Annotated in this window: 26 protein-coding genes; 15 read left to right on the top strand and 11 right to left on the bottom strand. The window is 73.4% G+C overall.

Annotation, left to right across the window (positions count from 1 at the left end; genetic code table 11):
* Positions 1-98 precede the first annotated feature (98 nt).
* The 4 genes from ACNYC2_RS11765 to ACNYC2_RS11750 all read left to right on the top strand — a co-directional run bounded on the left by ACNYC2_RS11765 (position 99) and on the right by ACNYC2_RS11750 (position 3,941).
* The gene (locus ACNYC2_RS11765) at positions 99-611 is read left to right on the top strand and encodes a CGNR zinc finger domain-containing protein (protein ID WP_419707198.1); all 513 of its coding nucleotides are present in this window, start codon (positions 99-101) and stop codon (positions 609-611) included.
* 100 nt (positions 612-711) lie between these two features.
* Positions 712-1,764, top strand: coding sequence for a transporter (locus tag ACNYC2_RS11760; RefSeq protein WP_419707197.1), 1,053 nt, complete (start codon positions 712-714; stop codon positions 1,762-1,764).
* A 269-nt stretch (positions 1,765-2,033) separates the two neighbouring features.
* Positions 2,034-2,999 (top strand): pentapeptide repeat-containing protein, encoded by a 966-nt coding sequence (locus ACNYC2_RS11755; RefSeq protein WP_419707196.1) that lies wholly within the window; start codon positions 2,034-2,036, stop codon positions 2,997-2,999.
* Positions 3,000-3,140: 141 nt separating this feature from the next.
* The gene (locus ACNYC2_RS11750) at positions 3,141-3,941 is read left to right on the top strand and encodes a hypothetical protein (RefSeq protein ID WP_419707195.1); all 801 of its coding nucleotides are present in this window, start codon (positions 3,141-3,143) and stop codon (positions 3,939-3,941) included.
* Position 3,942: 1 nt separating this feature from the next.
* Here the strand turns inward: ACNYC2_RS11750 and ACNYC2_RS11745 are convergent, their stop codons facing one another.
* Positions 3,943-4,173 (bottom strand): hypothetical protein, encoded by a 231-nt coding sequence (locus ACNYC2_RS11745; protein ID WP_419707194.1) that lies wholly within the window; start codon positions 4,171-4,173, stop codon positions 3,943-3,945.
* A gap of 82 nt (positions 4,174-4,255) precedes the next feature.
* Here ACNYC2_RS11745 and ACNYC2_RS11740 point away from each other — a divergent pair, with 82 nt between their 5' ends.
* On the top strand, positions 4,256-5,011 hold the full coding sequence (locus ACNYC2_RS11740; RefSeq protein WP_419707193.1) for an alpha/beta fold hydrolase: 756 nt from the start codon (positions 4,256-4,258) through the stop codon (positions 5,009-5,011).
* Here ACNYC2_RS11740 and ACNYC2_RS11735 read toward each other — a convergent pair.
* Both ACNYC2_RS11735 and ACNYC2_RS11730 read right to left on the bottom strand, forming a co-directional pair.
* Complete coding sequence (locus ACNYC2_RS11735) at positions 4,980-5,531, bottom strand: DUF1990 family protein (RefSeq protein ID WP_419707192.1); 552 nt, start codon at positions 5,529-5,531, stop codon at positions 4,980-4,982. The two genes, ACNYC2_RS11740 and ACNYC2_RS11735, sit on opposite strands and share 32 nt — an antisense overlap.
* A 68-nt stretch (positions 5,532-5,599) precedes the next feature.
* The gene (locus ACNYC2_RS11730) at positions 5,600-6,847 is read right to left on the bottom strand and encodes a hypothetical protein (protein ID WP_419707191.1); all 1,248 of its coding nucleotides are present in this window, start codon (positions 6,845-6,847) and stop codon (positions 5,600-5,602) included.
* A 175-nt stretch (positions 6,848-7,022) separates the two neighbouring features.
* Here ACNYC2_RS11730 and ACNYC2_RS11725 point away from each other — a divergent pair, with 175 nt between their 5' ends.
* Positions 7,023-8,132, top strand: coding sequence for a pectinesterase family protein (locus tag ACNYC2_RS11725; RefSeq protein WP_419707190.1), 1,110 nt, complete (start codon positions 7,023-7,025; stop codon positions 8,130-8,132).
* On the opposite strand, the gene ACNYC2_RS11720 is transcribed toward ACNYC2_RS11725, so the two are convergent.
* On the bottom strand, positions 8,129-9,370 hold the full coding sequence (locus ACNYC2_RS11720; RefSeq protein ID WP_419707189.1) for a hypothetical protein: 1,242 nt from the start codon (positions 9,368-9,370) through the stop codon (positions 8,129-8,131). The genes ACNYC2_RS11725 and ACNYC2_RS11720 overlap by 4 nt on opposite strands.
* 211 nt (positions 9,371-9,581) lie before the next feature.
* Between ACNYC2_RS11720 and ACNYC2_RS11715 the strand changes: the two genes are divergently transcribed.
* From ACNYC2_RS11715 to ACNYC2_RS11705, 3 genes are all read left to right on the top strand, one after another.
* Entirely contained in the window at positions 9,582-10,604 is a 1,023-nt protein-coding gene (locus tag ACNYC2_RS11715; protein WP_419707188.1) for a hypothetical protein, read from the top strand.
* Positions 10,605-10,677: 73 nt separating this feature from the next.
* Positions 10,678-11,322 (top strand): C39 family peptidase, encoded by a 645-nt coding sequence (locus ACNYC2_RS11710; RefSeq protein WP_419707187.1) that lies wholly within the window; start codon positions 10,678-10,680, stop codon positions 11,320-11,322.
* Positions 11,323-11,474: 152 nt separating this feature from the next.
* Complete coding sequence (locus ACNYC2_RS11705) at positions 11,475-13,859, top strand: glycoside hydrolase family 3 C-terminal domain-containing protein (protein WP_419707186.1); 2,385 nt, start codon at positions 11,475-11,477, stop codon at positions 13,857-13,859.
* A gap of 13 nt (positions 13,860-13,872) precedes the next feature.
* On the opposite strand, the gene ACNYC2_RS11700 is transcribed toward ACNYC2_RS11705, so the two are convergent.
* The 3 genes from ACNYC2_RS11700 to ACNYC2_RS11690 all read right to left on the bottom strand — a co-directional run bounded on the left by ACNYC2_RS11700 (position 13,873) and on the right by ACNYC2_RS11690 (position 16,531).
* On the bottom strand, positions 13,873-14,484 hold the full coding sequence (locus ACNYC2_RS11700; protein ID WP_419707185.1) for a TetR family transcriptional regulator: 612 nt from the start codon (positions 14,482-14,484) through the stop codon (positions 13,873-13,875).
* Between the two features lie 7 nt (positions 14,485-14,491).
* Positions 14,492-15,379, bottom strand: coding sequence for a hypothetical protein (locus tag ACNYC2_RS11695; protein ID WP_419707184.1), 888 nt, complete (start codon positions 15,377-15,379; stop codon positions 14,492-14,494).
* 123 nt (positions 15,380-15,502) lie between these two features.
* Positions 15,503-16,531, bottom strand: coding sequence for a peptidoglycan recognition family protein (locus tag ACNYC2_RS11690; protein ID WP_419707183.1), 1,029 nt, complete (start codon positions 16,529-16,531; stop codon positions 15,503-15,505).
* Positions 16,532-16,666: 135 nt separating this feature from the next.
* Between ACNYC2_RS11690 and ACNYC2_RS11685 the strand changes: the two genes are divergently transcribed.
* The 3 genes from ACNYC2_RS11685 to ACNYC2_RS11675 all read left to right on the top strand — a co-directional run bounded on the left by ACNYC2_RS11685 (position 16,667) and on the right by ACNYC2_RS11675 (position 18,763).
* Positions 16,667-17,026 carry a GntR family transcriptional regulator gene (locus tag ACNYC2_RS11685; protein ID WP_419707182.1) on the top strand — a complete coding sequence of 120 codons (360 nt, stop codon included), beginning with the start codon at positions 16,667-16,669 and terminating at the stop codon, positions 17,024-17,026.
* 123 nt (positions 17,027-17,149) lie between these two features.
* Positions 17,150-17,938, top strand: coding sequence for a DUF899 family protein (locus tag ACNYC2_RS11680; protein WP_419707181.1), 789 nt, complete (start codon positions 17,150-17,152; stop codon positions 17,936-17,938).
* A 96-nt stretch (positions 17,939-18,034) separates the two neighbouring features.
* Positions 18,035-18,763 (top strand): alpha/beta fold hydrolase, encoded by a 729-nt coding sequence (locus ACNYC2_RS11675; protein ID WP_419707180.1) that lies wholly within the window; start codon positions 18,035-18,037, stop codon positions 18,761-18,763.
* 22 nt (positions 18,764-18,785) lie between these two features.
* Here the strand turns inward: ACNYC2_RS11675 and ACNYC2_RS11670 are convergent, their stop codons facing one another.
* The 3 genes from ACNYC2_RS11670 to ACNYC2_RS11660 form a co-directional block, all read right to left on the bottom strand.
* Positions 18,786-19,259, bottom strand: coding sequence for a hypothetical protein (locus tag ACNYC2_RS11670; protein ID WP_419707179.1), 474 nt, complete (start codon positions 19,257-19,259; stop codon positions 18,786-18,788).
* A 96-nt stretch (positions 19,260-19,355) separates the two neighbouring features.
* On the bottom strand, positions 19,356-20,261 hold the full coding sequence (locus ACNYC2_RS11665; RefSeq protein WP_419707178.1) for a serine hydrolase: 906 nt from the start codon (positions 20,259-20,261) through the stop codon (positions 19,356-19,358).
* A complete protein-coding gene (locus ACNYC2_RS11660; protein ID WP_419707177.1) occupies positions 20,258-21,232 on the bottom strand; it encodes a LysR family transcriptional regulator in 975 nt (324 codons plus the stop codon). The genes ACNYC2_RS11665 and ACNYC2_RS11660 overlap by 4 nt, the downstream gene beginning before the upstream one ends.
* 96 nt (positions 21,233-21,328) lie before the next feature.
* Between ACNYC2_RS11660 and ACNYC2_RS11655 the strand changes: the two genes are divergently transcribed.
* Complete coding sequence (locus ACNYC2_RS11655; RefSeq protein ID WP_419707176.1) at positions 21,329-22,357, top strand: MBL fold metallo-hydrolase; 1,029 nt, start codon at positions 21,329-21,331, stop codon at positions 22,355-22,357.
* Positions 22,358-22,386: 29 nt separating this feature from the next.
* The gene (locus tag ACNYC2_RS11650; protein ID WP_419707175.1) at positions 22,387-22,818 is read left to right on the top strand and encodes a hypothetical protein; all 432 of its coding nucleotides are present in this window, start codon (positions 22,387-22,389) and stop codon (positions 22,816-22,818) included.
* 31 nt (positions 22,819-22,849) lie between these two features.
* Here the strand turns inward: ACNYC2_RS11650 and ACNYC2_RS11645 are convergent, their stop codons facing one another.
* Entirely contained in the window at positions 22,850-23,653 is an 804-nt protein-coding gene (locus ACNYC2_RS11645) for an SDR family NAD(P)-dependent oxidoreductase (RefSeq protein WP_419707174.1), read from the bottom strand.
* A gap of 111 nt (positions 23,654-23,764) precedes the next feature.
* Between ACNYC2_RS11645 and ACNYC2_RS11640 the strand changes: the two genes are divergently transcribed.
* Entirely contained in the window at positions 23,765-24,475 is a 711-nt protein-coding gene (locus tag ACNYC2_RS11640; RefSeq protein WP_419707173.1) for a TetR/AcrR family transcriptional regulator, read from the top strand.
* Positions 24,476-24,604 lie beyond the last annotated feature (129 nt).

Below are 24,604 nucleotides of genomic sequence, written 5' to 3'. Positions count from 1 at the left end.
GACTCCTGACGACCAGGACGGCGCTCAGGGCGCCTCTCGCCGCAGTCCTGTAACCAGCCAAGAGCGATATCATGGTTATCGAGAGGGAGTGGTACGACATGCAACAGACCACGACGCCGGAAGCCGGGCTGCTGGCAGTCATGAACAGCACGCCCGTCGTCGACGGCTCGCACCTCGACTACCTGGACGACGACGCCCGCGCAGCGGAGATCGTGCAGCCGTTCACCCGCGCCACCCCGTCGCCCGCGCAGCTCGCGAATCTCCGCAGCGCCAGGGACACCCTTCAGGCCGTCACCCGGTCCAAGGCGCCGGCGTCTGATCTGAACCGCTTCCTCGACGGGGTCACGAGTCGTCCTTCCATCGTGGACGGCGCCGTCCACTGGGAGGTCGACGCTCCCGCACCAGATCTGCCGGCAGCACGGCTCGTACTGGCGTGGAACGAGATCGCCGAGAAGATGCCAGGGCGCCTCCGGCCATGCGCGAACCCTGAGTGCACGAAGTTCCTCATCGACCACAGCAAGCCGAACACGGCACGGTGGTGCTCGATGTCCACGTGCGGCAATCGCCTGAAGGCTCGCCGCTACCAGGCGCGTCGCTCGGCGAGCGCCTGAGCGCTCACCTCGGAAGAGCCTGACAGCACGACGCGCTCGTGCTGGGCATGAAATCAGCCACGCCTGCGTTAACCACTAAACACGGTTTTAGGAGTTAGACATGTCCCAGGCCCACTCGACCGGTCGATCCGCCGTCACCCCCACCTCGCGCATACCTCTGAACACCTTTGCGATAGCCCTCGGAGTAGCTGGTGTCGCGGAGACCTGGTCCGCAGCCTCGGCCGTCGTCGAGCTGCCCACCGCGGTGCCCCAGATCTTCTGGGGCCTTGCTGCAGTCGCGCTGCTCTGGCTGATCACCGCCCACTCGGTGCGCGGTATCCGAACCAAGAGCCCGCTGGGGGAACAGCTGCGCCACCCCGCCCAGGGCCCGCTCGCGGCGATCGTGCCGGTCATCGGCATGCTGCTCGGTGGCGACCTGGTCGCCCGGTCCCCCGTCGCCGGGACCGTACTGGTCCTCGTGTCGCTGACGGCCGCGAGCGTGTTCGCGGGCTGGCTGGTCAGCACCTGGACCGCGGGACACGTCGAGCTGGGTGCTCTGCACGGCGGCTACCTCCTGCCCACCGTCGCCGGCGGCTTCGTCGCAGCCGGCGCGGCCGACGCCATCGGGCTGCGCGATCTCGGCTGGGCGGCGTTCGGGGTCGCGAGCCTGTTCTGGGTCGTGATGACGACCCTGCTGATCGCACGCCTGATCAGCCGCCCACCGCTGCCGGACGCACTGGTCCCGACGCTCACCGTCGTGGTGGCTCCGCCGGCAGTCGGCGGTCTCGCGCTCTTCGCGCTGACCGACCACGTCTCGACCCCTCTGTCGCTCGCGTTCGCGGGCCTCACAGCGATCCTTGCCATCGCTCAGATCGCCCTGATCCCCCGCTACCGCCGCCTGGCCTTCACGCTCGGGTTCTGGTCATTCACGTTCCCGGTCGCAGCCGTCGTGTCGTACACCATCACCTGGCTCGGAGTTGATGGCGTCCCTGGCGCCGGAGTCATCGCCGTGGTTCTCGCGGTCGCCACGACGGTGTTCGTCGGCGGGATGGGCGTGCGCTCGCTCGCCGCCCTGGTGGGCGCCAAGGCCCGCCGCCACGAGGAGGCAGTCCTCACCGACGCCGACGACGCCGACGCGGCGATGGCCCCCACGGGTGAACCGGTAGCACGGTAGTGAACGCTTCCACCGGCTCACCGGTCAGCCGATCCTGACGAGCGTCACCGCGCCCACGCTGACAGCCCCGTGACCCGCGAGTCTTGCCTTGTGTTCAGTAACACCTTTGGTCATGCTATGCCCGCTTTGCTCCAGTTGACCGAAGGACTTCGCACGCAATGGACACAGTTCTCAAGGAGGCTTCACCCCTGGTGGAGTCCTCGTCCGGGCCAGCCGGCACACCGCCGGCCAGCCCACCCGCCCCGCCACGACCGGACCGCCGATGGATCGTGGACGTCACGATCGGCGTCCTATCCAGTCTCGCCGTCGGCCTGCTGCTGGCCGGATACCAGGCGACGATCGACGACAAGCGGGAGCAGCAGACCCAGACCGTCGAGGCCGACCGCGCCGAGCGCGACCAGGTGCTGGCCAACGTGACATTCATCCGCGAGACCATCCGCGACGCCCCCGAGGGCCCCAAGCCGTTCCGCGGGATGAACCTGCGCGACGCCGACCTGTCAGGCCTGGATCTCGGCTGCCCCGTGCACTACGTACCGGACGACGGCTGGGCGAGGGACCACGCGGAGACCTGCGCCGACTTCACAGGTGCCGACCTGACCGGCGCACGGCTGGACGGCGCGAACCTCACGGGTGCGCTGCTGGTCGACGGCTCGCTCGAGCGGGCGTCCGCCGTCAACCTCTTCGCACCGGCCGCGTCGATCGGCGGCAACCTCGACGGCTCCCGGTTCGACGGTGCGGTCCTCTTCGGGTCGGTGTTCCGGTCGCCCGAGGGCGCAGCATCGTTCGTGGACACGAGCCTCGACGGGGTCCAGGTGAAGAGCGATCAAGGCTCTGGGTCGACCCTGGCCCTGACACGCGTCTCGATGACGGGTCTCCAGATCGGCTCGTCCGCCGACGACTCCGCGGCCGGCTGGGCCACGGTCGACTGCCAGGAAGGGTTCGCCCAGGCCCGCCGGGGCGGCGTGGTGCAGCAGGTCGCCGCCTACGGCGAGCTGACCGACGGGGGCCGCGTACGGTGCGGTGACTACGGGGAGCGCTGCGAGGTGGACCGGTTCCCCCAGGTCGGCGCGCAGCTAGTGGCTGGCGGCGTCTGGAAGATGCCCACCCCTGGCTGCGCGGAGGGATCCACCGGGCAGCCCCCGCAGGACACACCCGCCGAGGACGTCGCCGCCTTCTACGACGACCTGCTGCCCGACTGGACGCGCGAGGACATCGGGCTGGCTGAGAGCCTGTGACGGCCGACCTCGCGCCGACGTCGTGGAGCCATGGCCGCCGGGCAAGGCGGGCACGGGCAAACAAGGTGAAGCAACTACGGGCAGAACGCCGCGCCCACGGAGGTAGTCGACCTAGAACGGGCAGAGCAGTACCTTTTGCGCATGAGCAGCGACAGCGACGCGCCTCCGAGCGAGGGCGGCGAGAAGGCCGAGCGGATGGACCGCCTCCGGGCACTGTTGACCAAGCCCATCAAGATTCCCGAGTCCGCGTCGAACGACAGCGAGGACGCGGACTACTCCGCACCCGTGGCGGCTGCCGGAGCGCCCAAGGCGGCCAAGGGCGCCAAGGTGCCGGTCGAGACCCCGCCGGCGGTCAAGGCCGCGGCTGAGGCGCTCGATCGCCTCAGCGACGAGGAGAAGGAGCCTGCCGCGGACGAAGGCGCGCAGTCCGGCCGGCCGAGCAGGTCACGCCGCACCTGGGCGGACGCCTACCTCGCCAAGCCGGACAAGCCCCTGACCCCGGAGGAGGTCCGCGCCGAGCTGACCGTCAACCTCAAGGAACAGGCCACGGACCTGCGCGAGCTCATCGCCAAGGAGAGCGTCGCACAGGCGAAGGCGCACGAGCAGGCGCTCGCCCAGGCGATCGAGCAGGCGCGCGAGACCTCGGCGGGCGAGCTCGCCACCGCGATCGAGCAGTCCGCCGCCGCCCGCGAGGAGGCCGCGGGGCTGCGGGAGCGGATCGACGAGCTGACCTCGACCACCGGCGCGCTGCGCACCGACCTCGACTCGGCGCGCGCCGTCGCCTCAGCGGCTCAGGCCGCCGCGGACGCCGCGACGACGTCGGCTCACGCTGCACGCGAGGCCGCCGACGCCGCCACCAAGAAGGCCGCTACCGCCACCACGTTCGCTTGGGTGGGCATCGCTCTGGCCCTGGTGGCCGCGGTGCTCGCGGTGGTGCTGTAGCTCAGCGCGGATCGTCGAGATCGGCACCGGCGCGCAGCACGAAGCGCCGGTGCCGGCGACGCCCGTGCGCATGGCCCCCGTAGTACGTGGGCGACTCCCGCACCGGCGGGTACGTGACCCGGGGGCCGGTGAACAGCTCGTCGAGCAGCGCGGCGAACGCCGCGTCGACGGGCGAGCCCACCGCCTGCGCGCCCGGCCCGCCCGGCACCTGACCTTCCGATGATTCGTACATGTGTTCGATCCTACCCGTCGCCCGCACCGGCGTCCATCGAATGCGTTGGCAAGTTCCGCGCCGCCACGGCTACGGTCAGCGGATGACTCTCAGCCACGACGTCACGGGCTCAGGTCCCGCCGTCCTGCTCCTGCACGCCGGTGTCGCCGACTCCCGGATGTGGGACCCGCAGCGCGCCCCGCTAGCAGAGCACCACCGCGTGATCCGGTGCGACCTGCGCGGCTACGGCGCCACGCCACTGACCAGCGAGCCGTTCGACAACGCGGGCGACGTGCGAGCGCTGCTCGGCTCGCTCGGCGAGCAGCGGGTGGCGATCGTCGCGGCGTCGGCGGGCGGGAAGGTGGCGCTCCAGCTGGCCTCCGCATGGCCCGACCTCGTGTCCCACCTCGTCCTCCTGAACTCGGCCTTCGCACTGCCGCCCACACGCTCCGTGCAGCGGTTCGGGCGGCGCGAGGACGCGCTGCTCGAGGCGGGCGACATCGACGGCGCCACCGAGCTGAACGTCGCCACCTGGCTCGGGCCCGACGCCGACGACGACGCCCGAGCGCTGGTGCGCACCATGCAGCGGCGCGCGTTCGACGTCCAGCTCGCCGCCGGGGACGACGTCAACCAGGAGGCCGGGCCCGAGATCGACCTGGAGTCGATCACCGCCCACACCCTCGTCGTCTCGGGCGGCCAGGACCTCGACCACTTCCGCGCCATCGCGAACCACCTCGCCGGCCACATCCCCGGCGCGAAGCACACTCAGCTCGGCTGGGCCGGCCACCTGCCGAACCTCGAACGTCCGGACGAGGTGACGGCGCTGCTCACGGACTTCCTGGCCGAGTTCCGGGGCTGAGCCCGGCGGCACTCAGGTAGCCGCGCGTCACCCGGTCCTGGACGTGGTGGGCGACGCGCGGCAGGATCCGGGAGCCCCAGAAGTCGTGCCGGGCCACCGCGTGGATCTCGAAGACGAGCCGGTCGCCGTCGCGCAGCACGCGGAACGACTCGACACCCGTCTCCGGGTGCCGGGGCAGCGTCGCGTAGGTGAAGCCGGCCTCGTCGGGCGTCCGGACGACGTCGACCACCCGGCACGGCGCGGCGAACCAGAGCGGCCCCGCCCGCACGGCCTGCACCACGGTCACGCCGACGTCGGCCTGCCCGCTCGGGAGGACGACGAGCCCCGCGCCGCGGTGGATCCGCCAGCCGAAGAGCGCGTCGGCGGTGGCGGCCACCGTCGCGTCGGGGCCGAGCACCACCCGTTCGCGCAGCACGCGGGCGCGCGCGGGTGGTGCGTCGAGCCAGCCGAGCTCGGCGGTCGGCCGCTCGGCAGCCGAGCGGTCGAGGATCCGCGCGAGGTCGGGCCGGGTCAGCTGCACCCGAGAAGCCTACGGCCCTACCCGGGAAGCCTTCGGCTCCACCCGGGAAGCCTTCGGCTTTGGGGACGTCACCGCGCCGGGCGCTGCTCCTCGAAGCGGACCGGAAGCTCCCGCGGCACCGACGACCACAGCGTCCCGGTGGCGCGCAGCTCCTCGGGCGGGACCGTCAGCGTGACGCCGCCGAGGCGGCGCAGCGCGGCCCCTACCGCCACCTGCGCGATCACCGTGGCGGACCGGCGGGCGGGGCAGGCGTGCGGGCCGGCGCCCCACGTGAGGTAGGACAGGTTGCCCGACTCCATCCAGATGTCGTCGCCCGTGGCGCGCGACTCCGCGCTCGCGCCGAGGATGCCGGGCACCACCGCGTCGCCGGCCAGGATCTTCCGGCCGCCGAGCGTCGTGTCCGCGAGCGCGAAGCGGGGTGCGGCGTTGGGTGCGGGCGGTGCCGAGCCGAGGACCGCGGTCAGGGTGTCGGGCGCGGACAGGAGTCCTCCGGCCCGGCCGTCGAACCGGGGGTCGGTGAGCCGCATGCGCAGGGCCTGGGTGATCCACGCGACCTCGAACTCGCTGCCGAGGATCAGGGTCGCCGAGACGGCGCTCTGCGCGTCGAGGTCGGTGGGTGCGCTGGGGTGGTTCAGGATCGCCGAGGTCAGGTCGTCCGACGGCGCCGCCCGGCGGCTCGCGATGAGGTCGGCGATCAGGGCGCGCTGCGCGTTGAGCGACTCGCGGCCCGCCGCGCCCGTGGCCTGGAACACCCGCTGGGAGTGGCCGAGCATGGCGCGGGACTGCGGGGCGTCGAGGCCGAACATGGTGGACATCACCAGGATCGGGACGGCGCGCGCGTAGTCGCCCACGAGGTCGGCCTCGCCCTTGGCGAGCAGCCGGTCCAGCGCGATCCCGCACCACTGCTCGACGATCGTCGCGAGCCGGTGCTCGTCGACGCTCTCGAACGCGTCGTCGACGAGGCGGCGCAGGTGGCGGTGCCGCACGCCGTCGACGTAGTAGATCCCGTCGCGCGGGGCGAGGACGCCGCCGACGCCACGGTCCGGTCGGACGGTGCCGTCGACGAGCAGGCTCCAGTTGCGCGAGTCCCGCGCGAAGAGGCTCTCGTTGCGCAGCACGGTGACCAGCTCGCGGTGCCCGAGCACCAGCCAGGCCGGCACGCCGGGCTCCAGCAGCACGGGGGCCACGTTGCCCCATCGTGCCCGCAGCCGCTCGTAGACCTGCGCGGGGTCGGCGCTGGTGGTGGTCTCGATGAGCGGCGTCAGGTCGTCCAGGTCGATCAGGCGCTCCGACTGGGTCGTCGTCGTGACTGTCATGGCTCCCCGGGGATTTCGGGCGCGACAGATCGCGCATCACGGCTTTTAGGCGGAATGTACCTCATGTCTAATGCATCGTCATGAACCGGGAGCCTTGTCCCGGCGCCCGCCCTGTGCTTTCCTGTAACGAGAAACCGGTTTCTCGGTACAGGAAGCAACAGCCCTGGAGGCAACGATGCCCGCACCTCTCGCCCTGCCCGCGCTCGCCCTGGCCCTCTCCCCCACGCTCGCGTTCGCGCCGCTGCTGGGCGGCGCCGCGTCATCGGGGTGCGAGCCGTCCCCCGCCGACGACGTCGTCCGCATCGTCGTGGCGGCGGACGGCAGCGGGGACGCGACCGGCGCCCAGGAGGCCGTGGACCTGGCGCCCACGGACTTCGCGGGGCGGGTGGAGATCGTCTTCGAGCCGGGCCGGTACGCGGGACGCGTCGTGGTCGACCCCGCGCACCAGCGGCTCTCGTTCCTGGGTTCCACGGGCGATCCGGAGGACGTCGTCATCACCGACGACCGCGCGGCGGGCACCCCGAGGCCCGGCGGCGGCACGTGGGGCACGAGCGGCAGCGCGTCAGTGACGATCCAGGGCGCCGACTTCCGCGCCGAGGCCGTGACCTTCGAGAACGCGTTCGACGAGGCCGCCCACCCGGAGTTCACGGGCCACCAGGCCGTCGCCGTGAAGACCGCCGCCGACCGGGTGGCGTTCGACGACGTCCGGTTCCTCGGCAACCAGGACACGCTGTACCTGGACTCCCCCTCGGCGACCACGCCGGGACGCGTGTACGTGCACGACAGCTACGTGGAGGGCGACGTCGACTTCATCTTCGGGCGCGCCACCGCCGTCCTGGACGACACCACCATCAAGGCCCTGCCCCGCGCCTCGGACCCCAGCGGCTACATCCTCGCGCCGAGCACCTCGGCCGGGTTCGCCCGCGGGTTCCTCGTCATCGACAGCACCATCGTGTCCGACGCGCGCGACGGCTCCTACTACCTCGGCCGGCCCTGGCACCCGTCCAGTGCCCCGGACAACGACCCGCGCGCCGTCGTCCGGGACACGCAGCTCGGCACCTACCTCAAGAACGACCCGTGGACGACGATGTCGGGCTACGACTGGGCCGCGGACAGCAACGCCGAGCACGACAACCACGGGCCGGGCGCCGTGGTGAACGAGCACCGGCCCCAGCTGTCCGACGCCGAGGCCGCCGACCACGAGATCGACGACTACCTGGCGGGCGCCGACGGGTGGGCGCCCCAGACCAAGCAGGTCAAGCAGGCCAAGCAGGCCAGGCGCTAGCGCGGCACCTCGAACCGCACGGGGAGCTGCCACGGCATGGACGACCACAGGGTTCCCGTGACGGGCAGCGAGTCCAGGGGGACCGTGAGCGTGACCCCGCCGAGCCGGCGGAGCGCCACCTCGACCGCCACCTGGGCGATCACCCTGGCCGGGCGCCGCACCGGGCAGGCGTGCGGGCCCGCGCCCCAGGTGAGGTAGGCGAGGTTGCCGGGCTCGAGCCAGAGGTCGTCCCCCGCCGCACCCCGTGACTCCGCGCTGGCGCCGAGGATGCCCGGCACCAGGGCGTCGCCCGCCGCGATCCTGCGACCGCCCAGCATCGTGTCCGCCATCGCGTAGCGCGGACCGGTGTTGCTCGCGGGCGGGATGGAGCCGAGCACGGCCTCCAGCGTGTCCGACGCCGAGAGCATGCCACCCGACCGCCCGTCGAACCGCGGGTCCGTCAGCCGCATCCGCAGCGCCTGCGTGATCCACGCGACCTCGAACTCGCTGCCCAGGACGAGCATCGTGGAGACCGCGCTCTGCACGTCCTCGTCGGAGGGCTGGCTCGGGTGGCGCAGGATCGCGGAGGTCATGTCGTCCGACGGCCGCTCCCGGCGCCGGGCCACGAGGTCGACGATGAGGCGCTTCTGCGCGGTGAGCGCCTCGGCGCCCTCCGCTCCCTGGGCCCGGAAGATCCGGCGCGCGTGGCCCAGCATCGCCCGCGCCTCCTGGGGGTCGAGCCCGAACATCGTGGACATCGCCAGCAGCGGCACGGCCCACGCGTACTCGCTGACCAGGTCGGCCTCGCCCTTGGCCGCCACCCGGTCCAGCGTGCTCTCGCACCACTGCCGGACGGTGACGGCGAGGCGGCGCTCGTCGAACCCCTCGAACGCGTCGTCGACGAGACGGCGCAGGTGCCGGTGCCGCGTCCCGTCGACGTAGTAGACGCTGTCCCGCGGGGCGAGGACCGCGCCGACGCCGCTGCCGGGGTCCAGGCCTCCGGCCGCGACCAGGCTCCAGTTGCGGGAGTCGCGCGAGTACAGGCTCTCGTTGCGCAGCAGCGTGGCCAGCTCCCGGTGCCCCAGCACGAGCCAGGCCCGCACGTCGCCCTCCAGGAGCACCGGGGCGACGTTGCCCCACCTGGCGCGCAGCCGCTCGTACACCGCGGCCGGGTCGGGACTCCTGGTGGTCTCGGTCAGCGGCGTCAGGTCGGCCAGGTCGGTCAGGCGTTCGGCCAGGGTGGTCGTCGTGACTGTCATGGTTCTCGGTTCTCGACGCGCCAGAGGCGCACGGTACGTCGTCGTCGGTCGAAACGTATCGCATGTCCGACTTGCTGTAACGAAAAGTCCGGCGGCCCCTTGCCCCCGGCAAGTCGTCATCCGTTCGCCATGCGCTCGTTGCTCGTCGGCAATGCCCCGGGTGAAGCCTTCGGCGGGAAGATCGCCACCTGCTGACCGGAAGAGGGAAAACATGCCTGGACCTGCACGAACACTCAAGCTCGCGATGGGTACGACGGCGGCAGCGGTCGCCCTGGGCGTCACGGCCGCGGGATCCGCGGCGGCGGGTACGACGGCGACCACGCCGGTGCCCGCGGAGCTCTCCGCGGCGAGCAGCGCCGACCTGGCGCAGCGCTGGGCGCCGATCCACTACCAGGACGTCGACCAGACCGGCACCAACGCGCTGGGCGGCCGGTCGGACTACATCGCGGCCTACGACTTCGACGGCGACCTCGACGCCCGCAACAACTGGGAGAACACCGGCAACCACTCCCTGGCCGCGACCGCCTACTACTCGGTCCAGGAGACGGGCACCCACTGGTTCGTCACCTACATGTTCTTCCACCCGCGGGACTGGTCGGACTCGATCTTCGACACGGAGCACGAGAACGACGCCGAGGGCGTCATGGTCGCCGTCCAGAAGGACGGCTCGACGTACGGCGTCCTGCGCGCGGCCGTCACCGTCGCGCACACCGACTTCTTCTCGTACACGCCGGCGGGCAGCACGTGGGGCGCCGGCGCGGAGAGCATCGACGGCACCCTGCAGACGGCGACCAGCCCGCACGACGGACTGGCCCATCCCGTCACCGCCCAGGAGGCCAAGGGGCACGGCCTGAAGGCCCGCCCGGGCTACGACATCCGGGGTGACGGCGTCGTCTACTACCCGGCGGGCCGCGCCGAGGTGCCCGAGCACCCGGACGACCGCAACGTGTCCTACCGCCTGGTGGACGTGCAGGCGTCGGGCGGGCTCTGGTCGCAGCGCAGCAGCACGTCGCTGTTCGCGAGCCACGGCACGTTCGCGGGCGACGCCGGCGGAAGCTGCGGCGACGGCGGCATCTCCTGCTCGCAGAACTCCGCGAACGCACCGTGGGGCTGGGACGACGGCAACGACGGCCCGGGCCGTGGCGCCCTCGCGACCGACCCGGCGGGGCTCGCGGCGAACTACTTCCGCATCCCGGAGCCGCTGGACCGGGCCTACGTGAACAACCCGTACTGATCCCGCGACCGGCTCGTGTCAGACGCTCAGGTCACCGGGGTGACCTGAGCGTCTGACACGCGAGAATGGCTTGGTGACCGACTCCACCACCACCGTCCTGCAGCAGGTCCCGTACTACTCGCAGTGGGCCTCGCCCGAGCTCGTACCCGCGATCGTCGGCGGCACCATGCGCGCCGCCGACGACCCGCGATGGGCCGAGTACGGGGCGAGCACCCCCGAGGAGTACGAGTGGTGGGCCGTGCAGCTGTGCGGCGTCGCGTGCCTGCGCATGGCCCTGGGGGCCTGGGACCTGGACGTCCCGGACCCGATGCGGCTCGCCGCCGACTGCGTAGAGGTCGGCGCCTACGTCCACCGCGAGGACGGCGGCCTCGACGGCCTGATCTACGCTCCCTTCGCCGCCTACGTCCGGGCGCGGTGGGGCCTCGTCGCCGACGTCTACCCGGACCTTCCGATGGACCAGATCACCAAGCACATCGCCGCCGGGGACCTGGTGATGCTGTCGGTCCACCGGACGATCCGCGTGCTCGACCCGGCCCCGCCCCGTAAAGGCGGGCACCTGGTGCTCGCCGTCGGCGCCGACGAGCAGCACGTCGTGATCCACGACCCGTCCGGGTTCCCCGGACGGGCGGAGTACGCGAGCGTCCGCTGGTCCGATCTGGACCGCTTCTACGCCGGGCGTGGCATCGTCCTCGGCCGGCCTCGAGCGCCACAGAGCTGAGCGGCCTCGACGGTGTGCTGAGGTTCGAGTCGAAGTCGAGAGTTGCCCAACCTTCAAGTTCAGGTTGAGGCTCAGTCTTCGACGGGAGCGGCCCAATTACTACCACCTGGTAGGTTTGCGGCGCGAGGGTCGCGACAGCAAAGGAGCGCAGCATGTCCACCGAGGAATCCGTCGAGGAGCCGACCGCCCAGGGCCGCGTGCTCGACGTCGAGCACGTGCTGGCCGGGCTCACGCTCGAGGAGAAGGCGTCGCTGCTCTCGGGCCTGGACTTCTGGACCACGCAGCCGATCCCGCGAGACGGCGGCGTGGCCGTGCCCGGTGTGACGGTCACCGACGGCCCGCACGGCCTGCGCAAGCAGGCGGACTCCCCCGACCACATCGGCCTCGGCAACTCCGTACCCGCCACGTGCTTCCCCACCGCGGCCACGCTCGGCTCCACCTGGGACCCCGCACTGGTGCGCCGCGTCGGCGAGGCGCTCGGCCGGGAGACCCGCGCCAACGACGTCGCCGTGCTGCTGGGACCGGGCATCAACATCAAGCGGTCGCCGCTGAACGGGCGCAACTTCGAGTACCTGTCCGAGGACCCCGTGATCGCGGGCGAGCTCGGCGCCGCGCTGGTCGCCGGCATCCAGTCGCAGGGCGTCGGCACGTCGCTGAAGCATTTCGCGGCCAACAACCAGGAGGCCGACCGCATGCGCGTCTCGGCCGACGTCGACGAGCGCACCCTGCGCGAGATCTACCTCGCCGGGTTCGAGCGCGTCGTCAAGCAGGCGCAGCCGTGGACCGTGATGTGCGCCTACAACAAGATCAACGACGTGTACGCGTCGCAGAACCACTGGCTGCTGACCGAGGTGCTGCGCGACGAGTGGGGCTTCACGGGGCTCGTGATGTCCGACTGGGGTGCGGTCCGCGACCGGGTCGCCGCCGTCGCGGCGGGGCTGGACCTGGAGATGCCCGCCTCGGGCGGGCGCACCGACGCCGAGGTGGTCGCCGCGGTCCGTGCGGGTGAGCTGGACGAGGCAGTGGTGGACGTCGCGGCGCGGCGTGTGCTGCACCTCGTCGCGCGTTCGTTGCCGGCGCTGGACACCCCCGGGACCTACGACGCCGAGGCGCACCACGCGCTGGCGCGGGAGGCCGCGGCGGCCGGCGTCGTGCTGCTGAAGAACGCCCCCGTGGTCGAGACCTCACCGGGTCTCGACAGGCTCGACCAGCGCGGTGGCGGGCTCGACCAGCGGGGTGGTGCGCCGCTGCTGCCGCTCGCGTCGGGGGACGGTGTCGCGGTGGTCGGCGAGCTCGCCCGCACGCCGCGCTACCAGGGGGCCGGTTCCTCCCAGGTCAACCCCACGCGGCTCGACGACGCACTCACCGCGCTGCGCACAGCGACCGGTGCCGAGGTGCCGTTCGCCGCGGGGTACACGGTCGACGGCGCCGACCTCGGTTCCGGCACGGACGACGACGCGCTCCGCGCCGAGGCCGTCGAGCTGGCCCGCACGGCCGGCACGGTGCTCGTCTTCCTGGGGCTGCCCGCCTCCTACGAGTCCGAGGGCTTCGACCGCACGCACCTGGACCTCCCGGCGCAGCAGGTCACGCTCCTGGAGGCGGTCGCCGCCGTCAACCCCCGCGTGGTGGTCGTGCTGGCGAACGGCTCGGCGGTCTCCGTGGCCCCGTGGCAGGACCTCGCCCCGGCCGTGGTCGAGGGCTGGCTCGGCGGGCAGGCGGGTGGCTCCGGCGTCGTCGACGTGCTGCTCGGGGTGGTGAACCCGGCCGGGCGCCTGGCCGAGACGCTCCCCCTGCGCCTGGTCGACAACCCGTCCTACGGCAACTTCCCCGGCGAGCTGGGGCACGTCCGGTACGGCGAGGGCGTCCTGGTGGGCTACCGCTGGTACGACGCGCGGGAGCTCGACGTCGCCTACCCGTTCGGGCACGGCCTGTCGTACACGACGTTCGCCTACGACGGCGTCTCCGCAGAGGTGCTCGGCTCGGCCGCGGGGCACGTCGCCGACGGCGACCCCGTGGTCCGGGTGCGCGCGACGGTCACCAACACCGGCGAGCGGGCGGGGGCCGAGGTCGTGCAGGTGTACGTCGGCGACCCGGTGGCCCAGGTGCGGCGCCCCGAGCGCGAACTCAAGGCGTTCGCGAAGGTCTACCTCGCCCCGGGCGAGTCCCGCGAGGTCACGTTCGAGCTCACGGCGCGCGACCTCGCCTACTGGCACCCGGTGCTGCGCCGCTGGGTGGTCGAGGGCGGCGAGTTCGTGGTCGCCGCCGGCGCGTCGTCACGGGACCTGCGCGGCTCGGCGACGGTCGTGGTCGACGGCGACGACGTCCGCCTGCCCCTTGACGAGCTGTCCACCGTGGCCGAGGCGATCGACCACCCGGTCGTCGGCGCCCAGGTCGACGCCCTGGTGCACGGGGGCGCCGTCGGCGACGACCTGCTCGCCATGGTCGGCGACATGCCGCTCGCCGTCATCGCCGACTTCGGCCTGGCCGGCTTCAACCGCGAGCGCCTGGCGGCGTTGCTGTCCGAGGCGAACGACTGAGGTCGGCGCCCGGTCAGCGGAGGATGAGGGTCAGGTACGCCTTCAGGTCTGCGGCCATGTCCAGGCGGTCGGCCTCCGGGCGTTCCAGGGACAGGAGCCACTGGACCTGTAGCCCGTCCATGAGCGCCACCAGCGTGCGTGCCGCCTGCTCCGGGTCCACTCCGGGGGCGAGACCGCCGCGCGCGGCCCGTTCCCTGAGGTGGGCGGCCTGGTCGGCGACCAACCGGGTGTAGCGCCGCTGGAAGAAGGCGTGGGCGGGGTGGTCCGGCGACGTCGCCTCGGTGGACAGGCCCGCGAACAGCTCCACGAGCGGACGGCGCAGCCGGTTGCGCTCCACCACACGGACCAGGGCGTCGAACTCGTCGGCACCCCGCGCCAGGTCCTCGCGGATGGCCTCCTGGTCCACGGCGTCGCGGTACTCCAGCACCGCTTCCAGCAGGGCGGCCTTGTTCGGGAAGTGGTGCAGCAGGCCGGGGTGGGAGATGCCCGCGCGGGCGGCGATGTCCCGCAGCGAGGCGCCGTGGTAGCCGACGTCGGCGAACACGAGGATCGCCGTGCGGATGATCTCCTGCTGGGTCGCGCGGCCCTTCGCGTAGCCGCCGCGCGAACCGGTGGTGGTGTCCATGACGACGTCAGGCCAGCCTGGCGCTCACCACGAGCTCCTGGCCGACGTCGAGCCGCACGTCGGCCAGCCGGACGCCGTCGGGCAGCTGCTCGGCGAGGTCGATGTCCCGGCTCGTGGCGGCCTCCACCCGGCCCCTGATGGTGCCCAGGAGCGCGGCCACTATCGGGTTGCCGCTCGCGAGCTGCACGTCGCGGACAGCGAGCACCATGTTCTCGTCCACGCTGACCGACGCGGTGGCCTGCACCCGGGCCGAGAGGAACATGCCCTTCTTGATCGCGGCGTCGACCCGGAGCGCCGCCGCGCGCGGGCCCCGCGACACCAGGTCGACGTCCAGCCCGGTCAGCGTGACGCCCTGCTGCAGCAGCACCACCGTGAGCAGCCCGCGGGCCGTCGCGACCAGGCCCGCCTTGTCGACGGCGACGCGCGCGTGGCCCGCCACCGGATGCGCCTCGGTGGGCTCCACCGGCTGGACGCCGACCCGGCCGTCGGAGCCCTCGACCCAGTCGAACCGCAGGCCCTCGAGTTCGGCGGTGACGTCGACGGGCAGGTCCACCGCGACGAGCGGGTGGGCGTCCACGCGGACGCGGCGCAGGGTCGCGGGCTCGCGCCGGACGACCTCGGGGTCCCACCGCTTGGCGGCGGCGTCCGGTCCGCCCTGCCCTGCCGCGCCGTCCAGGCTGACGACCACGCCGGACAGGTCGATGTCCGCCGAGGCGACGTCGGCGCCGTCGAGCACCGCGGTGATCGACGCCTGGTCGAGCCCGGCCGCCTTGCCGCCGAGCCCGTCCGCGAGCGCCGCACGGATCCGGGCGGCCAGGTCGGCTCCGTCGGCGGGCCGGGGTGCGGGGCCGAGCGGGATCAGGTCCGGGGTGCGGTCAGCAGCGGCGTCGTTCATGAACGCGACCCTAACCGCTGGCGCGCAGGATCTCCGCGAGGGCGGTCGGCAGAAGGTCAGGAGATCGGTAGTCCGAGCTGCCGATCTCCTGACGTTCTGCCGATCGTTCGGGCGGGGTGCGGCTCAGACCCGCCCGTCGTTGAGGCGGCGCTGGAGGGCCATGACGGCCCGGGACTCGCGGGAGATGACGCCGTCGACACGGGTACCGAGGTAGCCCTGGAGCGCACGGATCGTCTGGGGGCCGATCTTGCCGTCGACCTGTCCGGACCGCATGCCGATCCGGCGCTGCAGGGTGGCGATCACGCGGGAGCCCCGCGCGTCGGACACCCACTGCCAGCCGGTGGTCAGGCCCGGGTTGGCGTCCCGCCACGCGATGCTCTGCGAGGAGACGACGCCGTCGACGGGGGTGCCGAGCTCCTGCTGCAGCCGGGTGGTCGTCGATCTGCCCCAGAACCCGTCGACCCTGATGCCGGCGGGCTCGCCCGGGCTCGGCGGCGTGGAGCCGGAGCCGGTGCGGATGTCGTCGAGGCGCGCGTACAGGTGCCGGCCGGGGCAGGCGGTCTGCGAGACGTCCCGGTGCCCGGCGAGCGGCGCGCCACGCGTCCACCAGCGGTCCTTGCCCGCGCCGAAGATGGCGGCGGCCGTCGAGATCTGGGCGGCCGTAGGTTCGCTCACCTCGTAGTTGCCTGCGAAGCAGATGGACCGCGAGGTGCTGTTGCGCCCGCCGGTGTGGGTGCCGCGGCGGTTCCAGCTCACGCCCTGGTACGCGCGGCCGGAGGGAAAGACGACCACGTTGTAGGAGATGCCGGTGCCGAACCGTGTCTGGCCGATGCTCTCCAACGTGCGCATCTGCTCGGCCTCCTCGGCGATGCTCGCGTCGGGTGAGAGCTGGGCGGTGACCGAGTGGTGCACGAAGACCTCGACCGCCAGGCCGCGCAGGGTGAGGTCGCCGTCGGGATACCGAGCGCCCCACGAGGCGCGCGACGCGATGCTCGGCGTGGCCAGGGGCACGGTGCCGGATGCGTCGGTGGGATCGACGTCGCCGGGTGTCTCGCCGGTGGGGCGGCCGCCGTCGCCCGCCGGCTCGTCGTCGGCGCCGAGCACCTCCAGCACCGTCCCGTCGTCGTCCTTGATCTCGTACAGCTCGGTCATGGTGACTCCCATGCTCCAGAAATGTCTCACATGTCTACCATCGGGCGTGGGCCGTGGCGACCCCCCGGTTGTGGTTCGAGAATCAGCCCCGCCGGGGCGACGATCCCCGCGTCGCGGAGGAGTGGCTCTTGTACTGTGGGTGGCGTGATCAGCATCGATGCCGACTCCCCCGTCCCGCCCTTCGAGCAGGTGCGCACCACGCTCGCGCAGCAGATGGCGGACCGGACCCTGCCCGTCGGCACGCGGCTGCCGACGGTGCGGGCGCTCGCGGCGGAGCTCGGGATCGCCGTCAACACCGTGGCGCGCGCGTACCGCGAGCTGGAGGCCGCGGGCCTGGTCGAGACCCGCGGCAGGGCCGGGACCTTCGTGAGCGCGGCCGGCGACCAGCGCCTCTCCCTCGCCCAGGGCGCGGCCTCCACGTACGCGGAGACGGTCCGCGCGCTCGGGATCGGCCGGGCCGAGGCGCTGGAGATCGTCTCGGCGGCGCTGCGGTAGCGGTGTCGATCTGCGGCGGGGCCGTTCGTCGAAGTGGTGGGCGCCCGACCGATGATCTTTTGTCCGGCCGGTCGTCAGTACTCCCGGAGAGGGAACCGACATCACGGCCAACGAGGAGACGTCATGACCGCAACGCACGAGAGCCACACCGACCAGGCCGGTACGGCCGCCGTCCCGCCCGTCGTCGACCGGGAGGCCTGGCAGGCGGCGCGCGACGAGCTGCTGGTGCGCGAGAAGGCGCACACCCGCGAGGGTGACGCGATCGCGGCGGCCCGGCGCCGGCTGCCGATGGCCGAGGTCGACGGTGCGGCGGTCGTCGTCGGCCCGGAGGGGCCGACCACCCTGCTGGACCTGTTCGAGGGCCGCGAGGAGCTGATCGTCTACAAGCACATGTGGCACCTGGGCGAGCCGTTCGAGAACCAGTGCCCTGGCTGCACGATGACCTACTACGCGGTGCAGGACCCGGCGTACCTGAGGGCGCGGGGCGTGTCGTTCGCGGTGTTCGCGAAGGCGCCGTACGCCGAGCTGGCGCCGTTCATCGAGTTCATGGGGTACCCGCAGGACTGGTACTCGGTCTTCGACTCCGACGACGAGACGGTGGCCGGCGACGACTTCGGCACCTGGGTGTCCTTCCTGCGCCAGGGGGACCACGTGTTCCTCACCAACACCGTCACGGGACGCGGGGCCGAGGCGACCATGCCGGCGCTCGCCCTGCTCGACATGACGGCACGAGGCCGCATCGAGGCCTGGCAGGACTACCCCGAGGGCTGGCCGGAGGGCAAGGCACCGGGCTGGTTCTGGCGTGCTGACGAGGACGGCGTCGGGAACAGCTGGAACGGCGGGCGGCCCGCCGTCCAGTGGGGCCGTCCGGGTGCGACGCCGGTGACGGCGGGCGAGCACCACCACCACTGACCGTCTCTGGCCGGGCCGTCACTGGCCGGGCCGGAGCCGGCGCGGGTCCGTGCGGTTCGTCGCGGGGACCCGCGCCGGGTCGGCATACTTGCGCGGATGACGATCGCGCCTTTTCACCCGGTCCACCATGTAGACGTCGGCGAGCTGCGCCTCGCGTACCGCGAGGCGGGCGACCCGGCGGCGCCCCCGCTGCTCCTGCTGCACGCCCTCGGCGAGAGCTCGCTCTCCTGGGACCCCCTGCTGGACGACCTCGCGGCCCTCGGCTATCACGTCCTCGCGCCCGACGCGCGGGGCCACGGCGACAGCGACCGTCCCGGCACGTACGGCTACGAGCTGCTGGCCGCCGACGCCGTCGCGTTCTGCGACGCGCTGGCACCGGCGCCGGCCGCGATCACCGTCGTCGGGCACTCGATGGGGGCCGCGACCGCCGCCCTGGTGACCACGCTCCTGACCGACGGCGCCCCCGGGCGCGTGACGCGCCTCGTCCTGGAGGACGCCACCCCGGTCCGCCCCGGCGGGCCCGCGTTCGAGCCGTTCGAGAAGCCGGACCACCCGGTGCCGTTCGACTGGCCGCTGGTCAACGCGCTGCGCGCCGAGCGCAGCGAGCCCGACCCCGAGTGGTGGGCCGCCGGGCTACGGATCGACGTCCCCGTCCTGGTCGTGGCGGGCGGCCCCGCGAGCAGCGTCGACCAGGCGGACCTCGTGGACTTCGCGGCGGGTGTCGCCGACGGGCGGCTCGTCGAGATCCGCGTGGGCCACATGGTGCACGACGAGGCGCCGGTCGAGTTCCTCGCCGCGGTGAGCGAGTTCCTCCGCCGGCCCTGAGCCGGCCCGACTCCCCCGCCGATCAGGCGTGACCGGGCGCTCGGGCCGCCGCGACGCGGTCCGGGCGCCCGGCCCCGTCCAGGCTCAGCCGCACGCGCGGCTGCAGCATGGTCACGACGCCGGCCACCACGAAGCCGATGTGCAGCACGCGGATCGCCGGCATCACCGGCGACACGTCGCCCCCGAGCGTGTGGTACCAGCTCGCGCCGCCGGCGAGGTCAGCCGCCATGGGCACGACCATCGAGGCCAGGCCGAGCACGCCGAGGCCGGCCAGGAGCGCCCACCAGGCCCAGCGACGTCCGGCCGCCAGGTACCAGGCGCACACGAGCGCCGCGGCGAAGATCAGGCCGCGGAGGGCCATCTGGGTGACGAGAGCGCCGTCGATGCCCTGCTGGGCGTGGATGGCCGCGACGGAGACGGCGCCCTCGGCGATCCCGGCGAGGACGGCGAGCGCGAAGGCGGCCGCTGACAGTGTGCGGAGCTTGGTTTCGGTCATACGTCCATGCTGGTCAGGACGCGGCCCCGGGAGAATCTGGCTGGCTCACGTCCTGGGCGGTGGGTTGTCCCGACCCTGCTTCGCTGTGGTACCTCGTCACCCTGTCTCGTCGTCGGGCATCCGCAGCGGCCTTGTCGCGAGGCGGGCCAGCTCGCCGATCGCGGCGTCCACACCCGGCAGGTGCCGCTCCGGCCGGGCGGCCCAGGTCAGCACGACGACACCCACCGGGTGCTCGTGCGGGAACCCGACCACCGCCGCCTCGTGCCGCAGCCTGCCGAGGGTCCCGGTCTTGCCGTGCAGCGCCACGTCGTCGTGCGGGAACCCGCTGCCGACCCGGTGCCGCCACGCCTGGTGCGCGAGCGCGTCCCGCACCAGGTCGTGGGCCGGGCCGCGGCGCGACCACAGGAGGCGCAGGACCTGAGCGAGCTCGGCTGCGGTGGCGGCGCTCGCGAGCGCCGGGTCGTACTGGCTGGTCCCGGCCGCGTGGTCCGGGTCGGCCAGGGCCCGCTGCGCGCCGGCCCAGGTCGTGGCGCCGGTGTCCCGCAGGAGCGCCCGCGTCTCGTCGGCGGAGCCCTGCCGCACCAGGGTCGCCGGCAGGCCCAGCTCCGCCAGCCGCTCGTGCGTGCGCTCGCGCCCCACGAGCGCCAGCAGCGCGTCGCCGCAGGCGTTGTCGGACACGGCGAGCATGAGGCGTACGGCGTCGCGCGCGGTCAGCACCACGTCGTCGAGCAGCATCGCCACACCCGTGGGGCCCGGCATGCGGGACGACGCCGGCAGCCGCACCGGCGCCTCCGCGGCGAGGCGCCCGGCCGTCACGAGGTCGGCCCAGACGAGCGCGAGCGGCAGCTTGTAGAGGGAGGCGATGGCGACCGGCTCCGTGTCGTCGAGCGCGACGGTCCCGGGCGGGCCCGTCAGGCGTGTCGCGTGGACGCGGGCCGTGACGCCGGCGTCGCGCGCCACCGCCCGCAGCGCGGCGATCACGGCCGGTTCGGGAGCGCTCATCCGGCGACGCCGTGCGGTGTGCGCCGTGCCGGGTCGGACGCCGGGTCGGACGTCGGGTCGGACGTCGGGGCCGACGTCGGGGACGACGCCGGGCTCAGCGCCGCGCGGATCGCGTCGGCTACCGCCTCGTGGTCGATCTCCGGCCGCCGCTGCGCCGCGAGCGGCAGGACCACCCGCAGCCGGAGCGGCGGTCCCGCTGGACCGTCCGCCGCCGCCCCCGAGGCCCCGGGTTCGTCCTGAAGCACCGGGCCCTGGAACATCGGGACGACGCCCGCCGCCAGTCCGGCCGCGACCAGCGCCCGGCGCTGGGCCGCGTCCCGCGCCTCGACCACCTCGCCGCTGTGCCCCGCGCGCCGCAGCGCATCGACGAGCTGGTCGTGCGCGGGCGGCTGGTGGTGCCGGGGCGGGACGGCGAGGGGCAGGCGCACGTCGGCCTGGACCAGCCGGGTCGGCACCACGAGCACCGGGCCCGCCGTCAGCCCGTCGAGCACACCCGGATGCCGCACGACGGCGACGTCGAGCAGGCCGTCCCGCAGGAGGTCGACCAGCTCGACGCTACCCGCGACGGTGGGCGCGATCGAGGTCCCGGCGGTGCGGGAGGTCTCGACAGGCTCGACCAACGGAGGCGGAGGTGCGGCGAGCGCGCGGAGCAGGTGCGGGACGCCGTCCTCCAGGTCGGCCGCGATACCGAGGCGGACCTGCTCGGGCAGGGCGAGGTCGCGGGCGGTGGACACGAGGTCGTCGGCGGCGTCGAGCAGGTCGCGCGCGGCGGGCAGGAGCCGGCGTCCGGCCGCGGTGATCCGCACGCCGCGCGCGTCCCGGTCGAAGAGCCGCACCCCGAGGTGGCGCTCCAGCCGGCGGATGCCCTGCGACAGCGGGGGCTGCGTCATGCCGAGGTCGGCCGCCGCGTTGCCGAAGTGCCGGACGTCCGCGACCGCCTTGAAGAAGCCGAGATGCTTCAGGAGGTCCACGCCCGGAGCCTAGCCGCGACCCATATCAAAAACGTCTCGGGTCACGTCCGCAAGACTCTTTGACTCTCGTCGCGGCGTCCCGCGAGGGTGTGCCGCATGACGAACCCCACGACCTCGAAGCGCGCGCTCAGCCGCCGCACCCTGCTGACCGGCGCCGGGGCGGCCCTCGGCGTGCTGGGCGGGGTGACCGGTGCCCGGGCCCTCGCCGCCGACCAGCCAGCGGTCCCTGTACCGGCCGCGACCACCGCGCAGTCCTCGGAGACCCCGGCCGGCTTCGCCTCGTTCGCCTGGCTCGGCACCTCTGGCTGGCGGATCCGCACACCCACCACGACCGTCCTGCTCGACCCGTACGTGACTCGCTTCGACACCGGGCTCGCCGCCGGAAAGTTCAGTGCGACCACGCGCCTGCGCGTCGACCCAGCAGCGCTCGACGCGGTCCTCGGCGCACCCGGGACGCCGGAGGGCGCTGTCGGCTCGATCCTGGTGACGCACACGCACTGGGACCACTTCGCCGACGTGCCGCACCTGGCCCGCACCCGCGGGGCCACCGTGTTCACCACCCTCACCGGGTACCACCTCGCCCTCGCCATGGGCGTGCCGCAGAAGCAGCTCGCGGTGGTGCGCGGCGGCGAGGAGATGCACCTCGGGGACCTGGTCATGCGCGTGGTGCCCGCTCTGCACAGCCGCACCGCGTCCGGCGCGCTCCTCTTCCCCGGCCTGCACACGACGGTGCCCGCGAGGCCACGGACGATCGCGGACCTGCCGGAGGGCGACACCCTGTCCTACCTGCTGCGCTCGCCGCAGGGCCGGTCGGTGCTGCTGCTCGGCGGCAGCGACTACGACGACCAGGCGCTGCGCGGGCTGCGCGTCGACACGGTGGCACTGCCGGTGCCGAGCACCGACGTCACCGCCGACTACGCGGGCCGTCTCCTGGCCGCCCTGGACAACCCCGGCCAGGTGGTCCTCGTGCACTGGGACGACTTCGAGTCACCGCTGGCGAACCCGCCCCTGGCGAGCGAGAGCACGCGCGACCGGATGGCCCGCCTCACCGAGCAGATCCGGCGGCTGTCGCCGGGTACCGAGGTGGTCGTCCCGGAGTACCGCACGCCGCTGCAGCTGCTCTGACGCCTTCCTGCTCTGACACACTTCCTGCCATGCGCGACGACGAGTGGTCCCAGCAGCGGGCGGAAGCGGTCCGGCTGCAGGCCGAGCGGCTCCAGGCGCGGCAGGACGCCGAGCACACCCGCGCCGAGGCCCTGCTGCGCGAGTTCGTGGCCGCGGCCCGGGACGCCGGGCTGCCTGCCGAGGACTTGCAGGTGCAGGGCTACGGCGGCCGCGGCACCGCACGCACGCCGCTGCAGGGCTGGTACCTGCGCGTGGACCGCACGTCCGGCATCAGTACCGACGGCGACTTCTACGTGCTCACCGCGCCCATCGGGCTGCTCGACCGGGTGCGCGGGGTGCGGCCGGAGCCGCGCCGTCCGCCGCTGCTGCTCGGCGCGGGAGGCAAGGACGGCGACTCCATCTCGCTGGCCGACGCCCTGGAACGCCTCCTGCCGGGCTGGCGGGCTCCCTCGGCCGGCTGATCCGGTCAGGACCTGGCTTGTCGACGGGCCGTCAGCCCGCGGACCGGCCCAGGTCCTCCCAGCGTCGCCAGCCCGCCAGCCGCTCCTCGGTCAGGGGCAGGACGGCGTCCGCCGCCAGGTCGCCCACCAGGATCCGCAGCGGCGGCTGGTCCGCGTCGACCACGGCGAGGACCACCCGGGCGACGTCCGCCGGGGACGACGAGCCGGGCGGATGCCACGCGGACGCCCGCAGCGCGTCGTACGCGGGCAGCGGCTCGGCGCGCACCGCCGACTCACCACGCCAGGCGGTGTCCACGGGTCCGGGCTCGACGAGCGTGACCCGGACCCCGAACCCGGCCACCTCCTGGGCGAGCGACTCGGACAGGCCCTCCAGCGCCCACTTCGACGCGCTGTAGCCCCCGAGCCCCGGCCAGGCGGCGACGCCGCTGGAGCTGGACACCTGCACCACGTGCCCCGAACCCTGCGCCCGCAGCACCGGGAGCGCGGCCTGGGTCACGTGCAGCACGCCGAAGAGGTTGACCTCCATCTGTTCGCGCAGCTGGTCGGGCGTGATCTCCTCGACGTACCCGAACAGCCCGTGGCCCGCGTTGTTCACGACCACGTCGATGCGGCCGAGCCGGTCGGCGGCCGCCCGCACCGCGGCCGTCGCCTGGGCCGGGTCGGTCACGTCCAGGCGCAGCGGCAGGACGGCGTCGCCGTGCTCGGCCACCAGGCCGTCCAGCGCGGCGACGTCGCGCGCGGTCGCCGCCACCCGGTCGCCGCGCTCCAGAGCCGCCGTGGCGACGGCGCGGCCGAGTCCGCGGCTCGCGCCCGTCACGAACCAGACCCGGCTCACCGGGCACCGCCCGCGGGGGCGACGTCCACATGCGCGCTCTTCGCCGTCATGGGCGACATCGTGCCAGGTGGGCGCCGCGTCAGCACCTGCCTTTGGCATTAGGCTCGCGACATGTCCGAGGACGACGACACCCGGCCCCTGACCCGGCGCGAACGGCTCCGGCGGCAGACCGTCGACGAGATCGTCGAGGCGGCACTGGGGCTCGTCGACGACGGTGGCGCGCACGGCCTGTCGCTCGCCTCGGTCGGCAAGGCGGTAGGCATGACGCCGCCCGCGCTCTACCACTACTTCGCGTCCCGCGAGGCGCTGCTCGACGCCCTGGTCCTGGCCGGGTACGCCGACCTGGGCACCGCCGTCGAGACCGCGGTACGACAGGCGCAGGACCGCTCCCCGGCGGACCGGCTGGCCGCCATCACGGGTGCCTGGCGCCGCTGGGCCCTGGACCACCCGCGCCGGTACTCGATGCTCTTCACCGGCAGCCGGCGCGAGGCGGTGGACCCCCTGGAGAGCGTCGGTGCGATCAGCCAGAGCATGGTCGCCCTGGTCACGACCCTCCAGGAGATCGCAGGCGACACGGGCGACGCAGGCGGCCACGCCGAGGGATCGGTGCTCGACCTGGATCTGGCCCGCTGGGGCAGGTCCGTCGACTTTCCGGCGGAGGCTGCACCGGCGACGCTCCGGCTCGCCCTGTCCACCTGGTACCGCGTGCACGGGCTCGTGTCCCTGGAGATCGTCGGCGCGTTCGGCACCATGGGGCTCGACGGCGAGCGCCTCCTGGCCGCCGAGCTGGAGGGCCTGGTCCGCGAGGCCGCACGCGCCTGACGCCGGTCCGGCGCCGGCCGATCGGTGAACCCGGCGGGACGGTGAACCCAGTACCGAGGTGCCAAGCGGCAAGGCGAACCCGGCGGCAAGGTAGACCCGGCGGGGAGGTGCCAGGTTTCCTGATCTGCG

This window comes from Promicromonospora sp. NFX87, from assembly GCF_048564965.1.
Lineage (GTDB): Bacteria > Actinomycetota > Actinomycetes > Actinomycetales > Cellulomonadaceae > Promicromonospora.
Note: the sequence above shows the minus strand (reverse complement) of the source record. Positions and strands in the feature narration are given on the sequence as shown.